Raw genomic sequence first — 23192 nt, forward strand, 5'->3', positions numbered from 1 at the left:
TTCAGGCTGCGATCTGGATGGCGGTGAGCTGGTCGATGTAGGCGGCGAGCGCGGCGGCCGGGATGCGCCGGAGGTGGCCAATCCGGACAGTGGTGATTTCGCCGGCCTTGATCAGGGCGTACATGGTGGTTCGGCCGATGCTGAGCTGTTCCGCGGCGGCTTCGACGGTCAGGAGAGTTCGGGGTCCGGCGTGAGTGGCGGTGTCCAAGGCGTGCTCCATGTGGCGTGGCGGGCAAGACGGCAAGGCACGAACACGGCGTTCTCCTTCGATCGGTGGATGTGGCAGGTGATCCGGGGTGTCACAGCAGGTGTCACAACTGTTTGTGCTGGTCAGGGTGGGTTGAGTGACGGAGTGACAGGTGTGACACCCATGGGGTGGTCGCTGGTGTCACCCCTGCAGGGGACGTGACAACGTGCAGGTCAGGCCGCTATGCGAGTCCGCGGCGCTTCTGCTCGGCCCGGATCTGGTCGTAGAGCTGCGATGACGTGAGCGGGTCCCGCAGGGCCTGCGCGAGGTCGTCCGGGGTCGCGTCGCTCAGGCCGGATGCCTGAACCCGGTCCTTGGCCGCGGCCTCGCGTGGCTTCTCGATCGCGATGTAGTGCTGGGGTTCTCCGCTGTAGTCCACCGCGGCGTCGTGGTCCACCTGCCGCAATGCCTTGCGGTTGTCCTCCGGGATGAGGAAGACGTGGGGGTTCGTGCGCGCCAGCTCCCGCACGGCCCGGCTGAACTCCTCGTGGTCGACGTCCCCGAGGGCCTTGCGGATGTCGATGAAGCTGGTCCACTCGCCCGGCGCCCTGTTCAGCTTGGCCACGGCGTCGCGGACGCGGTCCGCGGTCGACCCGGTCGGTTCCGGCGTGCTGGGCTTCGGTTCTTCGGGCTTCGGCATGGGCTTCTCCGGTGCGGTCGGTTCGGGCGTGGTGGGCAGCTGGCCGGCGAAGGCGCCGACGTCGGGCGGTGGGGCGCCGGTGACGGCGGTGTACTTCGCTTCGGCCGCGGCGATCCGGTCCGGGTCGGCGGTGATGCGGGCGGCTTCGAGGTTGTTGCGGGCGCGGCAGCGGGCCTGGCAGGCGCGGGCGCCGGCGGCGCCGCAGCTCGCGCCGGCGCATCGGCGGCCACCTTCGGCGGCTGAGCGACACATCCGGGTCTCCTTCGGTGCGGTGAGCTGGGCTTTGTCACGTCCCCACAGGCGGCGAGGCAGGCCGCGGCGGTGACGGTGAGGTGTGACAGGTCCTCGGGGTGTCACTCCCGCTGTCACAGCTGTTCGTGCTGGTCAGCGGCTTGGAGTGACAGCGGTGACAGGGGTGACAGAGTGGGGGTGGTGCCGCTGTCACTCGTCCCGGCTCCGGGCGCGCTGTAGGTGCCGTCCGTCGTGCGGGCCAGCTGCCCGGCGTCGCCCATGCGCTTGCAGGTCTGGCGGATGCTGCCCGGGTTGGCCCCGAGCGCTTCGGCGATCCGCGCGGGCTTGAGCGGCCCGTGCTCGCGCAGCAACCGCAGGATGTCCGCGCGGGTGTCGCCCACCAGGTGGTCCGTGGCGGGGCCGTCGAGCTTGGTCCAGGCGCCGGCGGTGGCGTCGAAGGACATGGCGTAGTCGGCTTCTTCGACGTCGCGGCCGGTCACGTGCAGCACGCCGTCCGCCTGCCCCCGGCCGCGCTCGAGAACGAGCGTCGCGTCGACCGCGCCGGTGATGCCCGCGGTGCCGGAGACCAGGTTTTGCCAGTCTTCGGCGCTCTGCTTGCGGACGTGGTGGATGAGCAGGAACGGGACGCTGTAGTGGTCGGCCAGCTGCTTGAACCGGCCGGCCGCGGCGTAGTCGGCGCTGTAGGCCGATGACCCGGCCGCGTCGGTGCCGCGCATCTTCTCGAAGGTGTCGATGATGACCAGCCGGGCGTGCGGGTTCTCTTCCAGCCAGTCGACCAGGACGGCGTCGCCGCCGTTGGTCATGGTGGGGCAGGCGGTTTCGAGGGTGAGCAGCGGCGCGGCGCGGCCGCCGGCGGCGAGCATCTGCCGCCGGCGGCGCTGCAACCGCCGGCCGGTGTCTTCCAGCGCGCAGTACAGGACCGGTCCGCGTTCCACCTCGATCGAGCCGAGTACGGGGTCGCCGTTGGCGATGGCTGCGCCGGTGCCGAGGGAGAACCACGACTTGCCCAGCTTCGGCGCACCGGCCAGCAGGTTCAGCCCTTCCGCCAGCAGACCGGGGACGGCCCACTTCGGCGGCGGGAACTCCTCTCGCATCAGCTCCGCGTCCGTCCAGCGGGTGCGGCGGGCGGGCGGTGTCGGCACGGCGGCCAAAGGCCGGGGCGTGGTCATGGTCTCTCCCAAATGGTTCGAGCGGTCAGGCCGCGGCGGGGACCGGAACGGCGACGCGGGCGAGCAGCGGCGCGACGACGGCGGCGGCCAGCGGCGGCGGCATCGCGTCGCCGATCTGCTGCTGCCGCGCTGTCACGTCCCCGCGCCACGGGTAGTCCGCCGGGAACCCCTGCAACTGCCCGGCTTCGGCGAGCGTGAGCGCGCGACGGGTGCCGTCCGGCCACTCCCACTTGTTGCGTCCACATCGGCCGGTCACCGTGAACGCCGGCGCGCTCATCGGCCGCCGGCCACGGCGCTTCGGGTCGCCGCCGGTGCCGTAGTTGGACACCAGCACCGCCCCGCCCCACCCGAGCGCGTCCGCCATCGACACCGGCACGGGGGACGTGACATCCGGCCGCCCCACCGGGAGCCCGTCGCGACGGGCGATCAGGACGGCGCGGCGGCGGGTCTGCGGGACCCCGTAGTCCTCCGCGGCCAGCACCCCGCACCAGACTCGGTAGCCGAGCTGGGCGAGCAGGTCCGCGGCGTGATCCCACAGCGGCAGCGCCGCACGGACCTGCTCCAGCGCCACCCACCGCGGCGCCAGCGCCCGCACCCACCGCAGCGGCTCCGCCGTCAGCGGCGAGCGTGGGTCCGCCCACGCCAGAGCGGGCGGGGCCTCACCGGCGGCGAACGCGGTCATCCGGTCGGCGATCCCCGGCCGGTCCCCGAGCCCCCTGCGAGAGCCCGCTACCGACAGCCCCGGACACGGCGGGGACAGGACCACCCCGTCCGCCGGGCCGAACAGCCGCGGGTCGACCGCGGCGACGTCGCCGTGCACCCGCTCGTGCCCGGCCGCCCGCGCGGTCGCGCACGCGTTCGCGTTCAGCTCGACCCCGCGGGCACGGCCGCGGAACCCGGCCAGCCGCAGGCCCTGCGACCAGCCGCCGGGACCGGCGAACCCTTCCACCACCTGCTCGTCCTGTGTGGACATCAGGCCACCTTTCGCGGTCGGTTGGCGCCGGCGCGCAGGCCGGACGTGATCGTGGAATCCGCTTCGCGGGCGGTGAAGTGCCGCGTCCCGATGTGCCGTCCCGCGGCGGTCATCAGCGCCGCGCGGACTTCGTCTTCGGTGAGCGCGTCCCCGGCCACGAGCTGTCCAAGGGCGACCGCGGCGGCGTAGAGGGTGGCGTTGCGGTTGCTGCTGGCGTCGGCGACCTTCCCGGCTTCCGCGCGCACCGCGGCGTCGAGGTAGCGGGAGCGCCGGTCACCGGCCGGGCGGATCGGCAGCACCGGCGCCGCGGGCAACGGGGCGGGCGTGAGCCGCTCGACCAGCCAGCCCGGCAGCTCCGCCACCGGCCCGTCCCGGACAAACGCGTAGCGGCCGGTGTCGGTGGTCGTGGCGGGGCCGACGACGTAGCCGCCCCACGCCCGGGTGTCGACCTTCCACCCGAGCCCGGTTCCGCGGTCACCGCTGGTGTTGCGCAGTGTCACGTCCCCCGGAACCCGGAAGTACAGGTGCAGCCCACCCGAGGGGGTCCGGACGGTGAGCGTGTCACCGGGCAGCTCGTGCCCGGCTTCGGCGGCGACGACGGCGAGCACGTCCTCACCGGACCGCGCGCCGGCCGCGGCCCACCGGGCCGGCACGTCCTCACCGGGCTTGAGCGTGTCGAGGTCGAGCACGCACAGCCCGGACGGCCCGGTGGCCACGCCGATGCCGTACGGCGCGTGCGTCCACGCGGCGCGGATCTTGGCGGGGTCGGTGGTGGCGCGCTGCTCCCACGTGCGGTGTCCGCCGGCGCATCGGCCGGCGCCGGGGCAGCGGTCCTCGGGGTGCCCGGCGGGGCGCTTGCTGCCGGGGCGGAGCGGGAAGACGTGCCAGCCGCGCGAAGCGGCGTCGAGTGCAGCGTCCAACGTGGTCGTGTCCATGGCTACTTGCCTCCGTTCTGCTTGACCGCTTCGCAGGCCGGGCAGGTCTTGGTGAAGATCGGGAACCACAGCGATTGGGCGCTGTCCGACGGGATGGTGAGTCCGCAGAGGGTCTTGATGTCGCCGGACCACCAGGACTTCTTGCCGATGTGCGCGTACTGAGTCGCCATCTCAGGTCCTTCCGTTGGTGACGGTGTGTGCCTGTTTTTGGGTAGGGTCGGCTGGCGCAGGCACCTGGTGTGGTGTCGCGTAGCGGGTGAGATCGGTGAGTTAGGCCGCGGATTTCCGGTTAGGTTCCTAACTCGGCGGGTTAGCCACCCAGTCAGGCTGCTGGCCAGCGGAAAGTGAGTCGAGTTAGGCGGGTTAGCCGGTCGCCGACGGCCGGTTTTCCGGCCGGACTCTGCGGCGCGCGCGGGCCGGCGAGCGAGCTAACCGGGCTGGTTGTCCTCGTCGAGGTCGGCGGTCGCCTGACCTGCCAGAGCCTTACGGATGGTGACCGGGTCGACCGGGTAGCGGTTCTGCGAGCTTGGCACCTTGACCCCCGCCGCAGCGAGGTCGGCGCACAGCTGCTTGCCCGTCAGGCCGCTGTAGTCGGTGGCCAGCGCGATGAGCAGCGGCGCCACCTTCGCGGCCGGCACCGGCTCATCCCCAAGCACCTCGTCGAGGTCCTCCAGCAGGTTCCGCGGCGCCGGCGGCGCCTCCAATTCGCCGTTTTCCCTGGTGGACCAGGGGACGCGACCGCACTTGGCGATCGCCGCCAAGCCCCGTTCGATGATCGGCGTGACCTGGTCGTGGTCCTTGGACACGTCGAGGAAGTAGACCTGCACGATCTCCGAGCGCTCCCCGGAGAAGCCCTTGACCACCGCGGTTCCCTTGTCGGTGCCGGGAATCAGCTCGGTCGCGCGGTGCCCGGCGGAGTACGCGCCCTGCCCCAGCAGCGCGTCGTTCGCGACGTGGTCACCGACCGCGAACGCGATGCCGTTGGAGCAGTTACGGGTCACGTCCCTCGGCATGCTGTCCTTGGTTGGGGCCTGTGTGGAGACGATCAGGTGGATGGCGCGCTTGCGGCCCAGGCGGACGATGTCCACCAGCAGCTGTGAGATTTCCTTGCCGTACTTCGGGTACTGGATCGCCACGTGGGCTTCCTCCAACAGGCCGAAGATCGGGTGCAGCCCGACGTTCTTCGACGCGTACTCACGCGTCACCGCCGGAATCTCGTACTTGACCAGCAGGTCACCACGGCGCTGTACCTCCGCGTGCAGCTCCCGCAGGTCAGCGAGAATCTGGGCGATCTTGTCGTCTTCGGCGCCCATCACGTAGCGGGAGCACCGCGGCGCGAACACCTCGAAGTCGAAGTTCGCGTCCGGAACCCAAATCCGCAGCTCAGCGGTCGGATCAAGCGCGGCGCCGGCCATGATGACCCGGGCCGCGGACGACTTGCCCTGACCGGGCATGCCACCGCAGATGGTGTTGCGCTCCAACAGCGGCGCCATCATCGGCTCACCGCGCAGCGTCCGTCCGAACGGGACACCGCGGAACACGTCCACCGTGCCCTCTTCCAGCAGCGGGTAGTCCCCGGCGCCTTCGGACAGCGCGCCCTTGTCGGCCACCCACAGGTCCAGGATTCCGGCTTCGCTGCCGGTGGTCGGCCAGACCTCTTTGGACAGCCGATGCAGGCCGGTGGCCAGGTCAGCGCGCCGGCGGGCGACCTTTTCCGCGGTCACCCCGGCCGGGAGCCGCACCACAGCGTGGGTGCCGCGGCCGTCCCGGCGAGCCGGGGTGAGGTACTGCATCGGCAAGCCTTCCTTGAGGTAGTTGGTGATCTGCGGAATCCGCAGCGCGCCAAGGGCTTGCGCGATGGTCGTCTCGTCGATCGCCACATCGGAGTCCTGTGTGGACGTCGCGAGCCAGGTGGGGACCTTGCCGCGCTGGCGGCCCTCGCGCCACGCCGCGAGCACCACACCCACGCTGAGCACATAAGGCGCGACCAACACCAATGGCGTCCAGGCCCACGCCACGGCGGTGAAGACGAACCGGAGCGCGTCCATCACCCCGCCCACCACGCGGGTGAACTCGCCGGCGCCGGACAGCTGCACCAACAGCCCGATCAGCAGCACGATCACCACCAGCGCAGCCAGGCCGATCACGCCGGCCTTGACCAGCCCGACCAGCAGTTTCGGCAGGTCCATCAGCCGGCGGTGCCGCGCGTCCTGCACCCGGGCCTTGCGCTCCAACCAGTCGGCGACCAGCGTCTGGTCGCCCATCGCTTCGGCGGCCTTGATCTGCCGCCGGTAGACGCCCATCGTGCTCGCGTCCCACATCCGCCCACGCCACGAGTCCAGCCCCTGAACCACCGTCAGACCGTGGTTGAGAGCTGTTTTCGTCTTCTCGTGCGTCGCGGCCTTGCGCGCCACGCTCGCGGCCAGCACCACGTCACGGCCGTAGCCGCGGTACCGGGCGATCGCGCGGGCCTTCTGCGAGGTCAGGCGCTGGTACTCCTCCTCGGTGACGATCTCGCCTTCGATCGCCTCGCCCTGCTCGGCGACGATAGGCAGGTGGTGGACAGTGGCCAGCTCGCCGGCGCCCGGGTTCGTGTCGGTGCTCATGATCGTGTCCTCCGGGCTCACTTGCGGTTCGGATTGGCGTGCTCGTTGCGCAGCTGCCGGGCGTACTTCGGCGCGCAGTGCAGCGTCTTGCGGATCGACTCCGCCGACTTCGGGTTGATCGCCACGTCCGGGTTGTCGAGCGCGGCGGTGAACGCGGCGCGCAGATCCTCGATCGAGCGCGTCTTCGGCGCCCGCGGCGGTCGGGGCTTGCGGGTCGATTTCGGCTGGTCCGCCGGACGATCGAGGGTCAGGATCGGGGCATCGGAGATCGGGCCGTCATCGCGGCGCGGGGCCTGGTCCTGCTGTGCGAAGAACGCGGCGATCTCGTCGTCGAGCACGTCCGCGACGTGCCGGTCCGGGTCGACCACCGCTGCCAATCGACGGCCGTCGAGGGTGTAGCGACCCGGGGTGAACACCAGCCGCGCCGTGCCGTCCGCGGCCAGCTCCGCGACCGCGGTCCGCACAGCGGCCCGCTGGACCCGGGCGACCTTGCGCAGCGTCGTGCGCTCGATCCGGGCGGCGGCCCGCTCCGCCGGCGACCGCGGCGGCGAGGCCACGGCGAGCTGGTGCGCGATGACGCCGGCGACGGACACGATGCCCATCACCACCGCGGCGTCCCAGCCGCGGTGCCAGCCGTGCAGCACGTTGAGGGCGAACCCGACGCCGGCGAACACCCACGTCCCGAGCTGCAACGCCCACACCGGCCGCTCCGGGTGGCGGTGCCGAGTGATCTCGACGGCGAAAGCGAAGGCCCACATGCCCAGCTCGGAGAGTGCCGGCAGTGCCGCGCCCGTCCCGTCGCCGTAAACGCCCACGCCATAGCCGGCCATCGCCGGGACGGCCATGCCCGCGGACACCAGCGCGAGCAGGTAGATTGGCAGCCGCACCCGGTTCGACGACAACCACCCCGCCACGCGAGCCAGCGCGGCGGCCCGGCGAGCCTCGCGGGCCTTGCGCTCCTGCTCGGCCAGCTTCGCCGCGGCCGTGGTGTCGGCGCGGCGCTGCTCGGCCGCCACGCTCTGCGCGCGCAGCTTGCGGTCCAGCGCGGCGTTCGCGTCCTGCCGCTGGATCTCGGCCTCTGCCGCGCGGGTGGCGCGGCGCTCGTCTGCCCAGCTCATCGGGTCACCTCCCGGCTCTCGTGGTCGGTCCTCTCTTCGGCGTTGTCGGCGGTCGGCGACGCCGGCAGCTGCTTGCGGTCGGCGGTGCCGGCGCGCAGCCGGGTCTGCTCGCGGTGGTCGCGCACCTCGTGCGCCGCCCACCCCGCGGCGACGATTGCCGACACCAGGGCGAACCACGGGGTGAACACCAGCGCGAGGGCCAGCGGCCCGAGGACGCCGGCCAGCTCGCCGAAGTGCCACACCGCCCACTCCATGGCCTGCTCCAAGCGGGTCCGCTTCTCGGTGGGGACGTTCATCGGGGCACCTCCTGCCCGGTCGGGAAACCTGCGGGGAAGAACTGGTTGACGCGCCGGCGCGGCGGCCGGGACGCCTGCCGCGTGGCGGCCCGGTCGAGCCGGACCAGCACGCCGGCCAAGATCCGTTCGGCGATGACCAGCGGGATGCGCAGCAGATGCAGGACCAGGAACAGGCACACGGTGCCGGCGAACCGGATCAGCGCGAGGGTTCCGCGCTCCTGCAACACCTCGAACGTGTTCATGCCGGCGACTCCCATCCGCAGTCCTGGCAGTACGCCTCAGGCGGGTCGTCCGGAGCCGGTCCGCTCTGGACCAGGACCGACAGCTCCTTGCAGTCCGGGCAGGGGTAGAGCGTCATCGGGCAGTCGTCGACGCTCTCGTGAAAGTCGGTGCAGTCGTCGCAGTAGAAGCCGTCCGGGTTGAAGCCGTCTTCGTCACTCATCGGTTCCCCTCCTTGGCGGCGGCTTCGCGGCGCGCACGCTCGATCGCTTCCTGTTCGGCTTGCACGCGGCCGTGCCATGCGCCGGAGTCGTTGCTGCTCACGCGGCCATCCCCACCCGGTCGGCCTGCTCGATCTCGAAGCAGGTCCAGCACTGACGGGTGCTGGTCGGCACGCAGTAGTCCTGCACCTCGCCGCAGTCCACGCAGGTACGGCGGGCCTCCATCGCGTGGTCCAGCTGCCCCGGCGATGCCGGACGCTTGACCGCGGCCCGCTCGACGGAGAACAGCTCCGCGACGGTCTCCCGGGCGTAGGGCTTGACGTGCCGGAACACCAGCAACGCCACCGGGTCCTGCCCGTTCGGTCGCAACCCGACCTCACGCAGCTGAGTGCGGGTGAGCAGGGTCGAGGGGGCCTCGCCCCACCCGAACACCGGCAGCCCGTCCCGCTCGCCGCGGCACAGCGCGACGTAGTGCGTGCGGCCGTCGAACACCGTGGTCACGACCTGCTTGCGGTTGCGCGGGTTCACCGGGCCACCTGCCCCGCGGTCAGGCCGTCCAGCTCGGCGACGGCCAGCAGCCGCAGCTGCGTCGCGACGTCGAGATAGGCGCGGACGCGATCCCGCTTGACCTGTGTCGGCACTGACTCGTTGGCCAGCAGGAACGCGACGTTCGAGGCCAGCGACAGCGCGACTTCGCGCAGACGGCTGGCGATCTCGCACGAGACCAGCCGGTTCAGCTCGGCCGGCGTGTAGCGGATGGTCGTGGCTTCGCGGACCGGGCTGGTGGTGTCTACCATCTGGTGTTCCTCCGTACGGTTTCGCGACTGCTCGGTGGAACCCGGCGCGGTCGGCACGTTCTGCCAGGAAGGGGCCGCCGCGTCGGGGCTGAAGAACAGACGGGCCGCCATCACGCGGCCTCGCCGTCGAATGACCAGGCCACCGAAACCCGGGTCGGCAGCGTCCGCAGCACCTCACGCCCGGCCCGGCGACGCGCCCGGCTCACCCGGCGCTGGTCGTTGAAGTCGAAGCGGTACGCGGCCTCGGCGGCGAACTCGTCGGCGGCCAGCTCGCGGTCTACGTCCTCCAAAAGCGCGTCGATCGACGCTTCGGTCAGCCCGTCCGGGTGCACGGCCTCGCCGGCGAACTGGTCGACGAACAGCGCGGCGGTGTCGAGCCAGCGGCCATAAACATTGGTGTCCATCTGGGAAGTCCCTTCAGAGAAATTGCAGGTCAGCGGGCAGTCAGAACGAGCGGAAGAAGGTCACGAGGCTCTGCACGACGTGCCGCACGAGTGCGGCCGCCTCCAGCGGCGATGACACGACGAACACCAGCGCCGCGACCAGCAACGCCAGACCGGCGAGCTTCCGACCAACACCCGAACCGGTCTTGAGGACCGGAAACCCCTGCTGCTTGGCCACTTCGTTCTCCCTGGTTCGAGTTCTGACATAAATCAATATAGATCAGCATGAGTCAGTTGCAAGTCGTCCAAACAGGTGACCTATGTCGGCATGGGTCAGAGCTGTAGTCTGATCAGATGGAGCACGCGAGTGGAGCTGTCTACGAGCGAGTGGCGGAGTCGATCCGCCAGAGAATCCGGAGCGGAGTCCTGCAACCGGGCGACAAGCTGCCAGGCAACCGCGATCTTGCCGAGCAACACGGTGTAGCCCTTGGCACCGCCCAGAAAGCTCTCCGAGTGCTACAAGACGACGGCTGGGTCAGGACTACGCCAGCGGTCGGAGTCTTCGTGACCGGGGTCCCCGATGAGGCCGCGAGCGTGGAAGAACAGCTGCGAGACCTGCGCGCAACCGTGGCGAACCTTTCGGCTCGCGTTCAGCAGATCGAAGACGGTGCCGGCAAGTGAGGTGCCGACTGAAGGGGCACCGCCTCTGTTCGCCGCCATCGGAGACGTCTTGTCGGTCATGATCTCCTCCATCCCTCTCGGTTCGTGCCGCTATGTCCGGCGGCGTGATCTAAGAAAACCGCAGATCAAAGGACGTAGGGACCACACTTCTGGAGATCTTTCAGGACGTCCGCGGGACGCCAAGCGTCCCGCGGAAACGTCCCAAACGTCCCCGCGCGCGAGGAGGTCCCACCATGGCGAATGACCGGCTCCGCACAGCCATGCTTGCCGCAAATCTGGACGTTGACCGGCTAGCGGCCGCGGTCGGTGTCGATCCGAAGACCGCCGACCGCTGGATCAGCAAGGAACGTGTGCCACACCGGGGCACTAGACACAAGATCGTTTCCGTCGTAGGAGGTCGCGAGGAAGACCTCTGGCCGTCCCTCGCAGCGAACCCCCGGCCGGCACCCACTGAGTCCGAGCTTGTGCACCTGTACGAATCGCGCTCCGCAATCACCGGCGCCGGTTGGGAAGCACTGCTGAACGGCATAGAACGCAGCATGGACGTTCTGGTGTTTTCGGGGGCATTCCTTGTTGAGCAGTACAACTTCGTCCCTCTTGTTCGACAGAAGGCGCAGGCAGGCGTGCGGTTCCGCCTCCTAGTCGGCAACGAGACATCCCCGGCAGTCATCCAGCGAGCGGTCGAAGAACGAACGCCGGGCGGACTCGAAGGCCGTGTTCAGCTGATGCGGCGCTACCTGTCCGACGTCGCCGACCTCGACGGCGTCGAGGTCCGCACGCACGGCGAGATCCTCTACAACTCGTTGTACCGGTTCGACGATGACCTGCTTGTCAACGGCCACGCGTTCGGTGCGCTAGCGGGACAAAGCCCGGTCATGCACTTGAAGCGGCAGCCGAACGGTCAGATGTGGGACCACTTCATGCGATCGTTCGAACGTATCTGGGACCTCGGGGTCCCGGAGAAGGGCTAGATGCCATGACTCGTGTGGACTACTTCGACGATCCGACTGCTCCCACCGCGAACAGCGTGGTGCCGTCCGTCACGGTCGTTGTTCGCGACGACATGGGCCGCCTACTTCTCATCCACAAGATCGACAACGACCTCTGGGCACTTCCTGGGGGCGGTCACGACGTAGGCGAGCGGATCACGGAAACCGCTGTTCGGGAGGTCCGCGAGGAGACTGGCGTTGACGTCGAAGTCGTCCGCCTGGTGGGCACCTACACCGATCCTCGGCACGTCATGGCCTACGACGACGGTGAGGTTCGGCAGCAGTTCTCGCTGTGCTTCGAGGGCCGATGGATCGGCGGAAAGCCGCGGGAGGATGGCACGGAGACGAAAGCCGTGCGTTGGGTGGCGCCGGCCGACCTGGATGGCCTGAACATGCACCCGTCGATGCGGCTCAGGATCGACCACGCTCTAGACGACACCCGGACCGTTCCTTACCTGGGCTGACCTGCGAGTCGCGCCTCTGTTCGAATGATCGACTCCTTGAGGATCGGAGCTGCCTTCACCCAGGTTCGATGCACCGGGTCGTCGGCGGGGTAGCGCTTCAGGATCTCGGCTACCCGCTCCTCGTACGTCAGGCGTTCGCCTTCAGGGCCGGTTGTCAGGTCCGCCGTCACCAGTGCATCCAGGATCGGCGTGTCTTCGAACGGAAACTTGCTGAGTTCGGCAACTAGGCCGCGCTCCTCGGCTTCGAACCGCGCTCCGGAGTGGTGCGCGACGAGGTTTACGACCTCGGCGGGCCAACCTTGCCCACGCAGGTATCGGGCGCCATCCAACGGATGGAACCGCGTATGGGCGATCTCGGGGGAGTACCCGATGTCGTGCAGCCATGCGGCAGCCACCAAGGTGTCACCATCCTGCGGCGCCAGCGCTGGGGCAAGATCGCGAGCGCGCAAAGCGACACTTCGGACATGTGACCAACGACGTCCCAGCGGGGCCACCAGACCTTCAGCGACTTCAGCCGCGCCCTCAACGGTGAACATGGTGCTCCACGCTACCGGTCGCGGTCGCGTCTATCGGTTCTACTCGTCAAGCGGCGCCGTTCGCCAGCCGCGAACCCGGCCATCGAAGTCAGCTCGTCCGCTCCCCGCACTAGCGTAACCGAGCGTGATCGACGACACTGGACCTCCATGATTTCGAGCCCGCAGGAGTGAGCGTTGAAGTTTAGTGTCGAGCCTCGGCTACTCGATCATTTCGGAGTTGCAATGTATAACACGATTCCAAAGGTGATTGCGGAACTTTGCGCCAACTCTTATGACGCCGACGCCACATGGGTGAAGGTCACATACACCGAGGATGAGATTTCGATTTCAGACAATGGGATCGGCATGACTCCCAAAGATCTCGAAGAGGGCTATCTTCGTCTCGGCCGTGATCGAAGAGATCAGCAGAATGGTCAAAAGTCCCCCAAAGGCCGCCCCGTCATCGGCAACAAAGGCATCGGCAAACTTGCCGGCTTTGGCATTGCGCAAAAAATGACCGTTGCGACGCGTCGAGATGGCCTTAAGACAACGATTGTCTTGGATCGATCGGAGTTAAATGTAGCGACAGACCTGGAATCATTTGACTTTCCAGACGAAACTCAGATCGTTTCGACGCGTCAACATGGTACGACCGTGACTCTTAGCGGCCGCCTAGAAACGGCAAACGACGTCACGGACGATCACTTGCGTGCCTATCTTGCTCGCCATCTTCCAGAGCGCGCAGGGTGGAGTGTCTATGTTAATGACATCAAGTGCAGGTATGAGGACATCCCCGGTGAGCGCTACACCTTCGACGAGCAGATTCCTGGCTTCGGCAAGGTCAAAGGCTACTACGTTGTCGCAAAGGATCGGCGCGGCCTGAAGCCAGGGTTCGCAGTTCGTGTCCGCGACAGGATCGTGCAGGAGCCAAGTCTATTCGGTCTCAATCAACAGGCGCACGGATTTTTTGGTCTTGTGAGGATCGTCGGCGAACTGCAACCCGATTTTATTGACGCTGTCGATGGCCCCAAGTCTGAGCGCGACAAATTTGTCATCAACACGAGCCGCAGCGGCTTCAATCCGGAAGATCCCGCAGTTCAAGCGTTGGTTGAGTTTGCAGAAAAAAAGCTTGAAACGATAGCAAAAGGGATGTCGAGCGAGCGAGCGAAGGCTAAAAAGAAAGAAGCACTGAAGAGGAATCCCGAGTTCGAAAAACGCCTCAAAGCGCTCGGTCCGGAGATCTACGGAAGACTGGACGAGACACTAGAGTCGATAATATCGAAGTTGTCCAAGAATGAGGACGACAACACGATAGACGAGATCGTCGATCTCATAATTCGATATTATGAGTCCGACTCGCTAAGACTCATCCTGGAGACGGTACGAGATGCGGAGCCAAAGGAGGTTGAAAGGCTAAGCAATCTCTTGGCTCGTTACGGCGCCGCGCACATTGCCGAGGTGGCTGGCATCTTACACACGCAGCTAGAAGTGATTGACCTTCTGCGTCGGAAGGTCGAAGATGGGGTTTTGGAAAACGAAATCCACCAGATCATCGCCAAAAACATCTGGCTTATCCGAAGTGATCTTGAATATTGGTTCGACAACAAATCTTTCGGAAGGATGCTTGGCAAGAGCTTGGCAAAGGAGTTCAAGTTAGACGCCGCGAAACGACCAGATTTGGCGTGCTTCGATGACAGGAAGCTCCAGCCCGAGCAGAGTGCCACGGCGAAGCGTCTCGTCGTCGTCGAGTTTAAGAAACCAGGCGTCAAGATTTCGGCGATGGAACTGGTGCAAGTCATGCGGTACAAGCAGATATTCATGGCTTCTCTTGGCGGATTCGATCCCAAGGACATCGAGGTGATCGTAATCGGCGACAAGTTTGACGAGTCCTACGACCGAACTGCTTTGACCGGCTATCGGATTCTCAGTTATACCGAACTGCTGGAGAACGCACGAAATCAGTATCGGGAGCTTTACGAAAAGCTGACACCCGACGGCATGGGATCCGAAGATCAGGAAGGCCACTGAACGCATTAGTGCCGGTCGGCAACCTCTCGCGTATCGAAGACAGAGAATTCCACCACTGGAACGAGTGAGGCACGGACATGACTACAGGCCCGAAGTCAAAGTGTCCCCTCTGCCTCGGCCCTGGCCCACTGACCGACGAGGACGTAACTCCGACATGGATGCGCAACCACCTGAAACAGAGGATTCTTGCATCCAATGAAGGTCGAATGCCGCCACGTCACAAGATTCGCATCTGTCGCGGATGCAACTCTGCACTCGGCAGGGTCTTCGAGAACACGACTTCGACCATCTTGAAGAAATTGATGGACGGCAACCATGTAACACTAGACATCGAACAACAGACGCTTGTTTCCGCGTGGGCCACCAAGACAACTTTACTCACTTGCATCGGAGATGGCGGCACTCAATCATGGGGTTATGATATCGCTAGGAGAAAAGTACTCGAAATGATCGAGTCAGGTACACCCCCTATAAACACTTCAGTCAGACTGGGAAGGCCGATCGCCGGAGAATTGAGCACCACAGATCCTGAACCTGCTCACTATGTCGGCAACCTGCTTCCCGTAAATCGCATGCCGGAGTATTCTTTCTTCACGCTCACCACTGTCGACAATTTGATCTACGAAGTAGTCAGCGGTTCGCCTCAAATAGACCGGTATATTCGCTGGATCGACCAGCGAGCCTTTCGACTCGTCCGTATCTGGCCCCCCTTGAAGGATGGCGTCTCCTGGCCGCCACCCGAGGCAATTTCTAGAAGCCAAGTTGTTGCAATGCAACTTGCTTTTGCGGCTGCCGCCAATCCCAACGTTTTCCTCCCCGAGCCACGCCGGAGGCAGTGGTGAAGATCGGGCTGGCAATGCTGGGGAGCTTCCACCTTGAACTTGCCGCGGCCAAGGGGGAGGCGGCGACGTGGCTACCTTGATCGTGGAGTGTCCTGAAGGCGAGCTGCACCCGCCCGTGACGGCAGGGCGAGGCCGCAGCTCAGCAGTACGGGAGACGGACCTCAGAATCGGGAACGACACGCTAAGCGTACCTACAGCGTCGGCGATGGCCGGAATTTTGCCGCCTGAGAGCGACGTAGGCGGCTCGCGAGACTTCAGTCGTGGACCTGGACCCGAGAGATAGGCACAGGCGCGCTCAGGGCTGGTTTCTTGCGGAGGAAGAACAGACTTGCGCCTGACGTGTCAGGTGAGTGACACCTGCGGGATGTCAAGACTGTCACACCTGTCACTCCGTCACTCTAGCCCTTGTGACCTGCGGTTTTAGGTGTGACAGGTGAGTGACACCTACGGTGACGGCTCTCTTCCCACTCTAACTCTCTGTCTCTGTAGTCACACGGCAGGAGAAAGAGGCTGAAACAGCGGCGCGCCCCCTGTGTTCCAGCCTCTTTGCCCTCCACGAGGACGGGCGGCCAATCAACGGTCAATCGGTGGGCGCCCCTGGGCTGGGGACGTGACAACATGCAGGTCAGAGCGATGGACTAGCGTGTTGCGACCCATCCCTCCGGAGGCAGGTGTGGTAGGTTCGCTGCTGATTGCGCAAGTGAACGATCGACGTGGTCACGGAGGTTTTCGCGGGGCCTGCACCCCTGAACAGACCGTCACTGTCGTCACAAGTCTTATCGGGCGTCTTTGGCTGCTTCCCTCCTTTTTGCGCTGTCGTGCCTTCCGCTCGCGCTCGTACTGCGTCACGCGGGCTTGAGGCCCTTCCGCCGGGGGAGTCAGGCGCCGGCCCCCGGTGAGTTTGTACGTTGCGTGCCCTGTGACAGGGTCAACAAGCGAAAATTCGGGTCGGTGAGATCTGCGCGACCTCCCGACCAGGGGCAGCGAGCGTCAACGTCAAGATATCCTGTCGACCCCGGGCTGCATGCTCGCCCGAAGAACTTCCGTAACCGACTCCTAAGCACGCCGGTCGCGGTTATCGAGCTCCTGGTCGCGCTGAGCGTGGGCTTGTTCAACTGCGCTGTGCACTCGCAGGAAGTAGCAAAGCAGAGCCGACCTTACATCGAAGTAGACTCGTACCCGCGCTGACCTCGGTTAAGCTCATGAATGTGGTAGTCGCGACCATTGTAAGTACACCAGCCTTCGAACTCAGTATCGCGTTTGATCCGCATCCTGAACGCCCTGAAGCGGTCACGTCCCCAGAGATCAGGATTCAGGCCTCCTTAGAAGGTCGACTCTGATGATTGCGCCAGGCCGTGCGTGCTGGTTGCCTTTCGGCTGTGTCCCAACGGGTTATGGGAGTGCCCAACCGATAAACTTTATGGTGACCACGCGCGACCGTAACAGTTGCAGGCAGGCGCGGGGGCCGGGCCGGCGCGTCCAGAACGCTCCCCTGCACCTCGGAGTGGGTGCTGCGTTCCATGCCACATTGATCAATGGCGACGCAGGCAGGCGAGGCTATTTTCTGGTGGAGCAGTGGTTGGTCGTCATGTATGGGGCTTCGGTACGCCATGGGGACCATCAAGATCAAACTATGAAAGACGTCCGACTTCCAGCGGGACGCCTCCGGATGAGCTATCCTCCCGTCGCATACTTGCGACCGAGGCGGGAGTAAGCCGACGCCCAGTCTGCGACGTCAGCGCCAACTACGAGGGGGCCAGAGTTAGACGTGCTGTACGATCCCGGTGCGACTGCAACGGTTGCGAGCCTGGCTATAGGCCTCGTAGTGAACGTCGTGGTAGCTGCCCTCTTTGCACAGTCCGGCAAGTCAAACTCGCCACGGCCGCTCTCCAAGCATATTGCCTTGGCTTTGAGCTATTTGTCTTTGCTGCCAATTCTTGTTAATCTTATTCCTTCATCAATCCTGCCAACTCGGGCCAGTGCGATTCTTCTTACCTTGGCCTCGACGGTAGCGGCTCTGGGAGTCCATGTTTCGTGTGCCGCGGTAATTAACTCGAGTAAACTGAGGAAATCTCACGGGCGCGACCTTGATGATGCCGAGAAGAAAATTAGTGAACTGCGGCTGCAGATTTCCCCAAAAAACCATGGCGAGGCGCCATTGATAGAGCCGAATGTTCATTGCCATGTCCCCGGGAATGCTGTCCTGGCTCGCACGGTATCGTACGCAACGGTATCGGAATATCGTGCCGCAATTGCCGAGTTGGAGGCCACTGCTCACGAGTTTTCATTCATTCAGCATCGGATAGCTCCATATTTCAAGACCGACGGCGGAATCGACGATGTCGCGCTTATCCGGTATGGTGAGGGTAGTCCCGATGCGGACGGCTACCGACACAGTCAGACGAGTCGGAAGAAGTCATTCGCAGCGCACCTGGCTGCAGGGAACAAACTGCGCGAGATCTATCCTCGAGACAAGATCACTCTCTATGCGAGAACGGGAGCGTTGGCGCCGAAGATGTGGCCCATGAAGCCGAGCGAGGTGGTCGCGTCTTTGGTGAACTGGAAGCATGCCCTAGAGAACTTCGACTCGTACTTTGTAGGAATTGCCGATGTTAAGATCCCGCTCAAGTACCACATCATCGATCGGGAAGTCGTGATCCTGCATGAGCCGATCGGGCGCGGCGAGTCGCACCGGCTCAATTCGATCTTTATCTATGGCTCCGAAAGTGCGCGCCCCTTCGTTGATGACTTTGAGTTGCTGTGGTCGCTGATACCATCGGAGTGGCGGTCGACCGTCCAGGTTGCCAGTTGGATCGAAAGCGAATTGATTCCACTTGCGCAGAAGAGGAAGGTCTAGTGATTAGTTCCGAAAGATTGGTGGGCGCGATTCTCGCTGGCGGTTCCGGTGCAAGAATTCGCGACTTCAGCACCCAGCAGAAGCCGCTAGTAGAGGTTTTAGGCCGGCCGGTCATAGATCACACGGTGATCGGAATGGCTCATGCGGGAATCAATGAGATATCTATTGGTACAAATGAACTAAATGTCGAGTTGTTAAGACATCTTCAGGCCACCTTCCCCGGTATCGAATTTATTCCCGTGTCCACTGATAACTGCAGTGGGACTGGGAATGCCCTCTTGGCAATATTGGATTCAATATCTGAGTCTGATGTCTGCATTGGAACCGCTGATACAGTCATTCGACTAGATGCGATCAAACGGATGATTGACGCTGTAGGCCGTCCGGCGGTTGGTCGAATAGGTCACGTACTGGCCACTCGATTCATTGCGGATGAGGATCCTATCTGGATTGAGACATCACCCGATTGGCGATTGACGAGATTCAGTAAAGGGGGAAATCCTGCAGGCCTCGTGTTTGCCAATATTAGATGGTTATCCAGGGAGGCTGCAAGTCGGGTGCGCGCGGCGGCTACATCAGAGTTATTTACAGGTGAAATTCGTGCCTCTGTTGTCATGCGATTTCTGATGGATAGCTCACCCGGGGCCATAACCTGCAGTGTCGAGGATCCGGTTTTCGATATCGATCGTGGCATCGATGTCAAGGTTGCAGAGGAGTGGATAAGGGGCCATCCTGAGAAATGGAATCGATAGCCTCGAAGTGTGTCGCAGTGGAGGGCGGAAATGGAGACAGTCTTTTCACGTCTAGTGGCCACCGTTCTGGGCAAGGATGGTATCGCGGTGGTCGGATTTGACCTGGGGGGAACGCTCTTCGATAGAACCCCCCTACATGTCAGTTCAACCGCACGTGCGCTGGGAATTGATGACGCCGCCGTAGTGACAGAGGTCGATCGGCTTGTCCGCGAGGAGTTGCGTGTAGGGTCTAACTCGAATACATGGCTACCACGAATAGCGCAGACTTTGGGCATCAAAGTCCCGAACTTCGAAATGGCTCTGCGAGCCAAACGGCAAGACTTGGCAACCCTTCAGCGGGCAGCGCGCATGCCGGTCGAGGCGGTCGAACTCCTGATTAGTATTGGCAGGAATATGCCTGTCCGGATCGTGAGTCAAGGACACGTCGATGAAACTCGTGACCTGCTCAACAGATCGTTTTCCGCGGTCGGCAGGTCTGCGGCCGATATTCTAGTTCTTGGTCGCGACAATGATACTGATGGGGTAGCCAAGGTAGACCTGCTCCACGCGGCGTTCTCGGGCTTCGAGCCCTGCGAGTGCCTATTCGTCGGGGATTCTCTCAATGATGCCAGTTCCAGCGCGAAACTCGGTCTGCATTATATTAATTTTTCGCCATTTCCGAGTCTTGGCTAGGGGCGGCTTAGGCGTTCTTGGTAACCCTTCGAAGATGTCACCTTCATCGCCTGCGCGCGCCGGATAACCGCCTCAGGTTTTGCTCTGAAGGTGAATCGACGAACGGATCAAAGGATCGATAAGGTCAATACCTGATTTGGAAAACGATTCGTGTGCTCTTGCGCGGAAATCCGTGTCGGCTCGGTAGGTCTCGGGGAGATGGTATGGCAGCACGCTGGAGACCCCCGCATCTTTGGCAAGTTGGAGGGCGTCATAAAAGGTGCTGTGCCCCTTGGTGTGTGTGCTTGAACGATCGTCGGGTGATGATCCTTCGGCGAAACACTCGGCGATGAGCAGGTCAACCCCCTGGAAGAAGCGTGGATCTTTCTCAGTAGGTCGGCTGTCAGCCTGATAACCGACAAGAGGACCTGTTGGCGCATCCAATCGCGCTGACAACCCTGAAATCTTATGCCGCGTCGGCAGAAAAGTTACTGACAGTGACTCAGTAAACGAAAGGACCTTCGCCTCTTCGGCCTCGTGCCAGTCTATAGCGAGCTTTCGGTCGGGATATTGAATAGCGACCATGTCGCGCAATCCCTGGATCGTGACCGCTTCGGCAAAAACCTGAACGGGTTTCGTATTGGGGCCGTTCTTTCGCATTAGGGTCTGACGAGTGAAGATCAGGTTTGCGAATCCGCTCGAATGATCTGAATGTAGGTGAGAAATAAACACGTGACTCACCGTGGATGGGTGTATTGCCGCCGCGCGAAGACTCCCAACAGGGTCGACCCCTACGTCCAAGAGCATTGTTTCCGCCTGGGACTGCACGGCGAACGAGCTTGTCGGACCGGACCATGAATTCGACCAGAAGCCCAGCGGCACAACGGTGACTGTACTCGGCGTGTCAGGCATTGAATTGCCCCCTCGTTCCATCCGTCAGTAGTTGACGACCATGCTGACGCAGCCTACTGGACCCCTGAAGTCGGCACCACGGCAGCAACATGTCCGACTGACCCCGATCTTGAATGGGATACGGGTAGTTCAGTCGGGTGTTGGCGAGACGTTTCCGACGTCTGACCTGTCGGTCGCTCAGAGTGAGAACCTGGTTTCAGAAAGTGAATCCCACGGTGAGGTGGCCTCGTCGTTGACTACCTGCGGGCACTCGGCCCCGATCACCCCGTAACTCCCCGTAACTCCCACCGCCCGTGGAAAACGTCGCCTTCTGGCGCGGACCGGTTGGTGACCCGGCCCACGCGTCTTTGCCTACCAGGACACCCTTGTTGACCGCTTGCGAGTGCTTGTTCCCATTACCCCCGACACCCTCGCCACCCGCCACAACGTGGCTTACTGGACCGTTCGGCCGAGTGAAGTGGCAAAGTAGCCGGGTGTCTGGTGGGTGGGGGCAACTTCCGATAATCGCACCAGCTGGTTGTCGAGCTCGCAGAGGCGTGTCAGAGCGGCCAAGCGTCTCAGTTTGCGTCTCAGTTCGGGGATGTTCAATCACGTTCGTCGGGTCTCGATGGGTGGTTCGTCCAGGACGAACTTACTTGTTCGATCCGAGATGGACAGGATGGATCGGAACTCGAAATCGTGTGACGGCTAATCCCCGTCCGTGGGTTCAAATCCCACCGCCACCGCTCTCGAAACGCCCGGCAGCCTCACTGAGGTTGCCGGGCGTTTTGCGTTGACCCGACACCGGTAGTGCCTTCGCTCGCCGACGCGGTACAGACCGCACTGCTTGACTTGAAGGGCTCTTGAAGTGTGACCGTGGTGGCACCTGCTGATCACCAAGGAGCGCACCATGAAGGTCCTCGTCACCGGGGCCACCGGCAACACCGGCCGCCACGTCGTCCGGGGTCTGCTCGACCGAGGCGCAGACGTCAGGGTCCTCATCCGCGACCCGGCGAAGGCGGAGCAAGGCGAGGTCGTCGTAGGCGACATCGCCGACCCGGCCGAAGCCGCCGAGGGAGTCGACGCCGTCTACTTCGTCTGGCCCTTCTACTCCGCCGAAGGTATCGACAAAGCCCTAAAACCCTTCAAAGACAAGCAGATCGTCTACGTCTCATCGGCAGCCGCCGAAGACGGTGGGTTCTGGGCCGACGTCGAAGACGCCGTCAAAAACGTCACCGACGACTGGACCTTCCTCCGCATCACCGGCCTCGCCACCAACACGCTCGGCTGGGTGGAGCAAGCGAAAACCGGCAAAGTCCGGGCACCCTACGGGCAAGCCCGACGCTCCCTCGTACACGAAAAAGACGTCGCCGACATGGCGATCAAAGCGTTCACCGAAGACCACGCGAAGCAGATCTACCTGGTCGCCGGACCGGAAGCCCTGAGCCAAGCAGACCAGGTGAGGTTCATCGGGCAAGCGCTGGGAATCCCCGCGAAATGGGAAGAACAACCCGAAGAAGAAGCAAGAAAGCAACTGGGCGAGGAATTCGCGAGGAGCGCCCTGCCCTACTGGGCGTCCCTTGTCGACGATCCGGAGCCCGTTTCGCTGGACGTCCCCACCGTCACCGGCCATCCGGCACGGAGTTTCGAAGACTGGGCCCGGGAACGGTTCAGCTGAGCTGGACCGCCGGCGCCGTCAACGGCTCCAGTTCCGCCAGCAGCGAGGACAGCAACGCGATCTTCGCGGAAACCGTCCGGACCACCGCCGTGCACGTCATGCTGACCGTGCTCACCACCTCGGGGGACCGGTCGTCCGCCAGGACCGCTGCCACCGATGCCGAAGCGGCGGAAGCCAGGGCGGACACCTCCGCGGACGCCGAGACCGCCAACGCGTCCAGCTCGGAAGCGATCCGGACGCCCAACGCAGCTGTGGCCGCCGCAGCGCGGGCCGCCGCGCCGTACTGGGCGTCCACTGCGTCCGCCCAGATGCCGAACGTCTCCGCGCTGCCGCCGCCTTCGCCTTGCTCGACGCCGTCGCGGAACTCCGCGGAGGCCGACGTCACCAGGGACGCGCCCGCGTCGACCGCCGAAGCCGACGCGCTGATCGACGACGGTGAACAGTCCAGGTGGCGCAGGGCCGCGACCGGGTCCGGGGCGCCGATGCGGCCCGCCGCCGCGCGCAAGGACGCCAGCTGGGCCGCCGCCGAGGTCAACGCCGGGTGTTCGAACACCGGAGACGTCACGGCGCCACCGCGATCCGCCCCCGGAAGCCGGTGCTCCGGGTGCTCTCCGCCGCCATGCGCAGCCGGCCGGCGAGGTCGGACGTCGCGTCGCCGAGGACGCGTGCGTCCGCTTCGCGGGCGGCGAGCGCGGCCGACCAGCGCGCCGCCAGCTCGCGGGCCTGTGCCGAGATGCCGAACGGCGTCGAGTCGACGCGGGCTTCGGCGAACCTGCCCGCCGCCTTGTCGTCGGCGGCCGTCGCCTGGTCCAGCTGGTCGGCGGCGATGCGTAGCCGGTCCGGGTCGATCCGCGAGCCTCTGCCTTCCGGCATCGTGACCTCCGTCGTCAAGGGCGCTCACCCGATCGTGGAAGATCTTGCCTCATGCTCCCGAGCCGCCCGCATCGCGGTGACCTGCGGCGTTGACCGCGTTCCACCAAGTGGACGT

At 64.5% G+C, this 23192-nt stretch carries 28 protein-coding genes; 9 read left to right on the forward strand and 19 right to left on the reverse strand.

The features are described from left to right. Nucleotide 1: 1 nt before the first annotated feature. The 15 genes from ACZ7PG_RS20090 to ACZ7PG_RS20160 all read right to left on the reverse strand — a co-directional run bounded on the left by ACZ7PG_RS20090 (nt 2) and on the right by ACZ7PG_RS20160 (nt 10094). Nucleotides 2-208 (reverse strand): helix-turn-helix domain-containing protein, encoded by a 207-nt coding sequence (locus tag ACZ7PG_RS20090; RefSeq protein ID WP_470240521.1) that lies wholly within the window; start codon nt 206-208, stop codon nt 2-4. Between the two features lie 220 nt (nt 209-428). After that, nucleotides 429-1139, reverse strand: a complete 711-nt coding sequence (locus ACZ7PG_RS20095) for a hypothetical protein (protein ID WP_470240522.1) — start codon at nt 1137-1139, stop codon at nt 429-431. A 113-nt stretch (nt 1140-1252) separates the two neighbouring features. Then, nucleotides 1253-2308, reverse strand: a complete 1056-nt coding sequence (locus ACZ7PG_RS20100) for an AAA family ATPase (protein WP_470240523.1) — start codon at nt 2306-2308, stop codon at nt 1253-1255. Between the two features lie 25 nt (nt 2309-2333). Next, on the reverse strand, nt 2334-3281 hold the full coding sequence (locus ACZ7PG_RS20105) for a DNA cytosine methyltransferase (RefSeq protein WP_470240524.1): 948 nt from the start codon (nt 3279-3281) through the stop codon (nt 2334-2336). After that, on the reverse strand, nt 3281-4216 hold the full coding sequence (locus ACZ7PG_RS20110; protein ID WP_470240525.1) for a bifunctional DNA primase/polymerase: 936 nt from the start codon (nt 4214-4216) through the stop codon (nt 3281-3283). Before ACZ7PG_RS20110 ends, ACZ7PG_RS20105 begins: the two co-directional genes overlap by 1 nt. Before the next feature lie 2 nt (nt 4217-4218). After that, nucleotides 4219-4386, reverse strand: a complete 168-nt coding sequence (locus tag ACZ7PG_RS20115; protein ID WP_470240526.1) for a hypothetical protein — start codon at nt 4384-4386, stop codon at nt 4219-4221. A 258-nt stretch (nt 4387-4644) separates the two neighbouring features. Then, the gene (locus tag ACZ7PG_RS20120) at nt 4645-6822 is read right to left on the reverse strand and encodes a cell division protein FtsK (protein WP_470240527.1); all 2178 of its coding nucleotides are present in this window, start codon (nt 6820-6822) and stop codon (nt 4645-4647) included. A 17-nt stretch (nt 6823-6839) separates the two neighbouring features. Continuing rightward, entirely contained in the window at nt 6840-7940 is a 1101-nt protein-coding gene (locus tag ACZ7PG_RS20125; RefSeq protein WP_470240528.1) for a hypothetical protein, read from the reverse strand. Then, a complete protein-coding gene (locus ACZ7PG_RS20130) occupies nt 7937-8236 on the reverse strand; it encodes a hypothetical protein (protein WP_470240529.1) in 300 nt (99 codons plus the stop codon). Before ACZ7PG_RS20130 ends, ACZ7PG_RS20125 begins: the two co-directional genes overlap by 4 nt. After that, a complete protein-coding gene (locus ACZ7PG_RS20135) occupies nt 8233-8478 on the reverse strand; it encodes a hypothetical protein (RefSeq protein WP_470240530.1) in 246 nt (81 codons plus the stop codon). Before ACZ7PG_RS20135 ends, ACZ7PG_RS20130 begins: the two co-directional genes overlap by 4 nt. Next, nucleotides 8475-8678, reverse strand: coding sequence for a hypothetical protein (locus ACZ7PG_RS20140; RefSeq protein WP_470240531.1), 204 nt, complete (start codon nt 8676-8678; stop codon nt 8475-8477). The genes ACZ7PG_RS20135 and ACZ7PG_RS20140 overlap by 4 nt, the downstream gene beginning before the upstream one ends. 97 nt (nt 8679-8775) lie before the next feature. Further along, nucleotides 8776-9204, reverse strand: a complete 429-nt coding sequence (locus tag ACZ7PG_RS20145; RefSeq protein WP_470240532.1) for an RRQRL motif-containing zinc-binding protein — start codon at nt 9202-9204, stop codon at nt 8776-8778. Then, entirely contained in the window at nt 9201-9473 is a 273-nt protein-coding gene (locus tag ACZ7PG_RS20150; protein WP_470240533.1) for a hypothetical protein, read from the reverse strand. The genes ACZ7PG_RS20145 and ACZ7PG_RS20150 overlap by 4 nt, the downstream gene beginning before the upstream one ends. 110 nt (nt 9474-9583) lie before the next feature. Further along, on the reverse strand, nt 9584-9877 hold the full coding sequence (locus ACZ7PG_RS20155; RefSeq protein ID WP_470240534.1) for a hypothetical protein: 294 nt from the start codon (nt 9875-9877) through the stop codon (nt 9584-9586). A gap of 40 nt (nt 9878-9917) precedes the next feature. Next, nucleotides 9918-10094, reverse strand: a complete 177-nt coding sequence (locus ACZ7PG_RS20160; RefSeq protein WP_470240535.1) for a hypothetical protein — start codon at nt 10092-10094, stop codon at nt 9918-9920. Nucleotides 10095-10210: 116 nt separating this feature from the next. Here ACZ7PG_RS20160 and ACZ7PG_RS20165 point away from each other — a divergent pair, with 116 nt between their 5' ends. From ACZ7PG_RS20165 to ACZ7PG_RS20175, 3 genes are all read left to right on the forward strand, one after another. Continuing rightward, nucleotides 10211-10537: a GntR family transcriptional regulator gene (locus ACZ7PG_RS20165; protein WP_470240536.1), complete on the forward strand. Its 327-nt coding sequence runs from the start codon at nt 10211-10213 to the stop codon at nt 10535-10537. A gap of 233 nt (nt 10538-10770) precedes the next feature. Continuing rightward, nucleotides 10771-11508 (forward strand): XRE family transcriptional regulator, encoded by a 738-nt coding sequence (locus tag ACZ7PG_RS20170; RefSeq protein ID WP_470240537.1) that lies wholly within the window; start codon nt 10771-10773, stop codon nt 11506-11508. 5 nt (nt 11509-11513) lie between these two features. After that, entirely contained in the window at nt 11514-11990 is a 477-nt protein-coding gene (locus ACZ7PG_RS20175; protein ID WP_470240538.1) for an NUDIX hydrolase, read from the forward strand. Here ACZ7PG_RS20175 and ACZ7PG_RS20180 read toward each other — a convergent pair. Further along, nucleotides 11978-12526 (reverse strand): HD domain-containing protein, encoded by a 549-nt coding sequence (locus tag ACZ7PG_RS20180; protein WP_470240539.1) that lies wholly within the window; start codon nt 12524-12526, stop codon nt 11978-11980. The two genes, ACZ7PG_RS20175 and ACZ7PG_RS20180, sit on opposite strands and share 13 nt — an antisense overlap. A gap of 222 nt (nt 12527-12748) precedes the next feature. Between ACZ7PG_RS20180 and ACZ7PG_RS20185 the strand changes: the two genes are divergently transcribed. The 5 genes from ACZ7PG_RS20185 (at nt 12749) to ACZ7PG_RS20205 (ending at nt 19656) form a co-directional block, all read left to right on the forward strand. Beyond that, a complete protein-coding gene (locus ACZ7PG_RS20185; RefSeq protein ID WP_470240540.1) occupies nt 12749-14533 on the forward strand; it encodes an ATP-binding protein in 1785 nt (594 codons plus the stop codon). A 158-nt stretch (nt 14534-14691) separates the two neighbouring features. After that, nucleotides 14692-15375, forward strand: coding sequence for a hypothetical protein (locus ACZ7PG_RS20190; protein WP_470240541.1), 684 nt, complete (start codon nt 14692-14694; stop codon nt 15373-15375). A gap of 1825 nt (nt 15376-17200) precedes the next feature. Next, entirely contained in the window at nt 17201-18232 is a 1032-nt protein-coding gene (locus ACZ7PG_RS20195) for a hypothetical protein (RefSeq protein ID WP_470240542.1), read from the forward strand. Next, nucleotides 18232-18984, forward strand: coding sequence for a nucleotidyltransferase family protein (locus tag ACZ7PG_RS20200; RefSeq protein WP_470240543.1), 753 nt, complete (start codon nt 18232-18234; stop codon nt 18982-18984). Before ACZ7PG_RS20195 ends, ACZ7PG_RS20200 begins: the two co-directional genes overlap by 1 nt. A 30-nt stretch (nt 18985-19014) precedes the next feature. Next, complete coding sequence (locus tag ACZ7PG_RS20205) at nt 19015-19656, forward strand: HAD family hydrolase (protein ID WP_470240544.1); 642 nt, start codon at nt 19015-19017, stop codon at nt 19654-19656. Between the two features lie 72 nt (nt 19657-19728). Here ACZ7PG_RS20205 and ACZ7PG_RS20210 read toward each other — a convergent pair whose 3' ends face one another. Next, nucleotides 19729-20517 carry an MBL fold metallo-hydrolase gene (locus tag ACZ7PG_RS20210; RefSeq protein WP_470240545.1) on the reverse strand — a complete coding sequence of 263 codons (789 nt, stop codon included), beginning with the start codon at nt 20515-20517 and terminating at the stop codon, nt 19729-19731. Nucleotides 20518-21436: 919 nt separating this feature from the next. Between ACZ7PG_RS20210 and ACZ7PG_RS20215 the strand changes: the two genes are divergently transcribed. Beyond that, the gene (locus ACZ7PG_RS20215) at nt 21437-22204 is read left to right on the forward strand and encodes an SDR family oxidoreductase (RefSeq protein ID WP_470240546.1); all 768 of its coding nucleotides are present in this window, start codon (nt 21437-21439) and stop codon (nt 22202-22204) included. On the opposite strand, the gene ACZ7PG_RS20220 is transcribed toward ACZ7PG_RS20215, so the two are convergent. Together ACZ7PG_RS20220 and ACZ7PG_RS20225 are read right to left on the reverse strand one after the other, a co-directional pair. Continuing rightward, entirely contained in the window at nt 22197-22769 is a 573-nt protein-coding gene (locus ACZ7PG_RS20220) for a hypothetical protein (RefSeq protein ID WP_470240547.1), read from the reverse strand. The genes ACZ7PG_RS20215 and ACZ7PG_RS20220 overlap by 8 nt on opposite strands. Further along, a complete protein-coding gene (locus ACZ7PG_RS20225; protein WP_470240548.1) occupies nt 22766-23077 on the reverse strand; it encodes a hypothetical protein in 312 nt (103 codons plus the stop codon). The genes ACZ7PG_RS20220 and ACZ7PG_RS20225 overlap by 4 nt, the downstream gene beginning before the upstream one ends. Nucleotides 23078-23192: the final 115 nt, after the last annotated feature.

Source organism: Amycolatopsis sp. NPDC114504, assembly GCF_055633595.1.

Bases quoted from the DNA above. Each gene is read 5' to 3' on its own strand.
- ACZ7PG_RS20185 (WP_470240540.1), top strand. From the start codon at position 12,749: ATGTATAACACGATTCCAAAGGTGATTGCGGAACTTTGCGCCAACTCT.
- ACZ7PG_RS20155 (WP_470240534.1), bottom strand. From the start codon at position 9,877: ATGGACACCAATGTTTATGGCCGCTGGCTCGACACCGCCGCGCTGTTC.
- ACZ7PG_RS20105 (WP_470240524.1), bottom strand. From the start codon at position 3,281: ATGTCCACACAGGACGAGCAGGTGGTGGAAGGGTTCGCCGGTCCCGGC.
- ACZ7PG_RS20150 (WP_470240533.1), bottom strand. From the start codon at position 9,473: ATGGTAGACACCACCAGCCCGGTCCGCGAAGCCACGACCATCCGCTAC.
- ACZ7PG_RS20125 (WP_470240528.1), bottom strand. From the start codon at position 7,940: ATGAGCTGGGCAGACGAGCGCCGCGCCACCCGCGCGGCAGAGGCCGAG.
- ACZ7PG_RS20095 (WP_470240522.1), bottom strand. From the start codon at position 1,139: ATGTGTCGCTCAGCCGCCGAAGGTGGCCGCCGATGCGCCGGCGCGAGC.
- ACZ7PG_RS20175 (WP_470240538.1), top strand. From the start codon at position 11,514: ATGACTCGTGTGGACTACTTCGACGATCCGACTGCTCCCACCGCGAAC.
- ACZ7PG_RS20190 (WP_470240541.1), top strand. From the start codon at position 14,692: ATGCGCAACCACCTGAAACAGAGGATTCTTGCATCCAATGAAGGTCGA.
- ACZ7PG_RS20215 (WP_470240546.1), top strand. From the start codon at position 21,437: ATGAAGGTCCTCGTCACCGGGGCCACCGGCAACACCGGCCGCCACGTC.
- ACZ7PG_RS20225 (WP_470240548.1), bottom strand. From the start codon at position 23,077: ATGCCGGAAGGCAGAGGCTCGCGGATCGACCCGGACCGGCTACGCATC.
- ACZ7PG_RS20115 (WP_470240526.1), bottom strand. From the start codon at position 4,386: ATGGCGACTCAGTACGCGCACATCGGCAAGAAGTCCTGGTGGTCCGGC.
- ACZ7PG_RS20120 (WP_470240527.1), bottom strand. From the start codon at position 6,822: ATGAGCACCGACACGAACCCGGGCGCCGGCGAGCTGGCCACTGTCCAC.
- ACZ7PG_RS20165 (WP_470240536.1), top strand. From the start codon at position 10,211: ATGGAGCACGCGAGTGGAGCTGTCTACGAGCGAGTGGCGGAGTCGATC.
- ACZ7PG_RS20170 (WP_470240537.1), top strand. From the start codon at position 10,771: ATGGCGAATGACCGGCTCCGCACAGCCATGCTTGCCGCAAATCTGGAC.
- ACZ7PG_RS20100 (WP_470240523.1), bottom strand. From the start codon at position 2,308: ATGACCACGCCCCGGCCTTTGGCCGCCGTGCCGACACCGCCCGCCCGC.
- ACZ7PG_RS20180 (WP_470240539.1), bottom strand. From the start codon at position 12,526: ATGTTCACCGTTGAGGGCGCGGCTGAAGTCGCTGAAGGTCTGGTGGCC.
- ACZ7PG_RS20130 (WP_470240529.1), bottom strand. From the start codon at position 8,236: ATGAACGTCCCCACCGAGAAGCGGACCCGCTTGGAGCAGGCCATGGAG.
- ACZ7PG_RS20140 (WP_470240531.1), bottom strand. From the start codon at position 8,678: ATGAGTGACGAAGACGGCTTCAACCCGGACGGCTTCTACTGCGACGAC.
- ACZ7PG_RS20205 (WP_470240544.1), top strand. From the start codon at position 19,015: ATGGAGACAGTCTTTTCACGTCTAGTGGCCACCGTTCTGGGCAAGGAT.
- ACZ7PG_RS20135 (WP_470240530.1), bottom strand. From the start codon at position 8,478: ATGAACACGTTCGAGGTGTTGCAGGAGCGCGGAACCCTCGCGCTGATC.
- ACZ7PG_RS20110 (WP_470240525.1), bottom strand. From the start codon at position 4,216: ATGGACACGACCACGTTGGACGCTGCACTCGACGCCGCTTCGCGCGGC.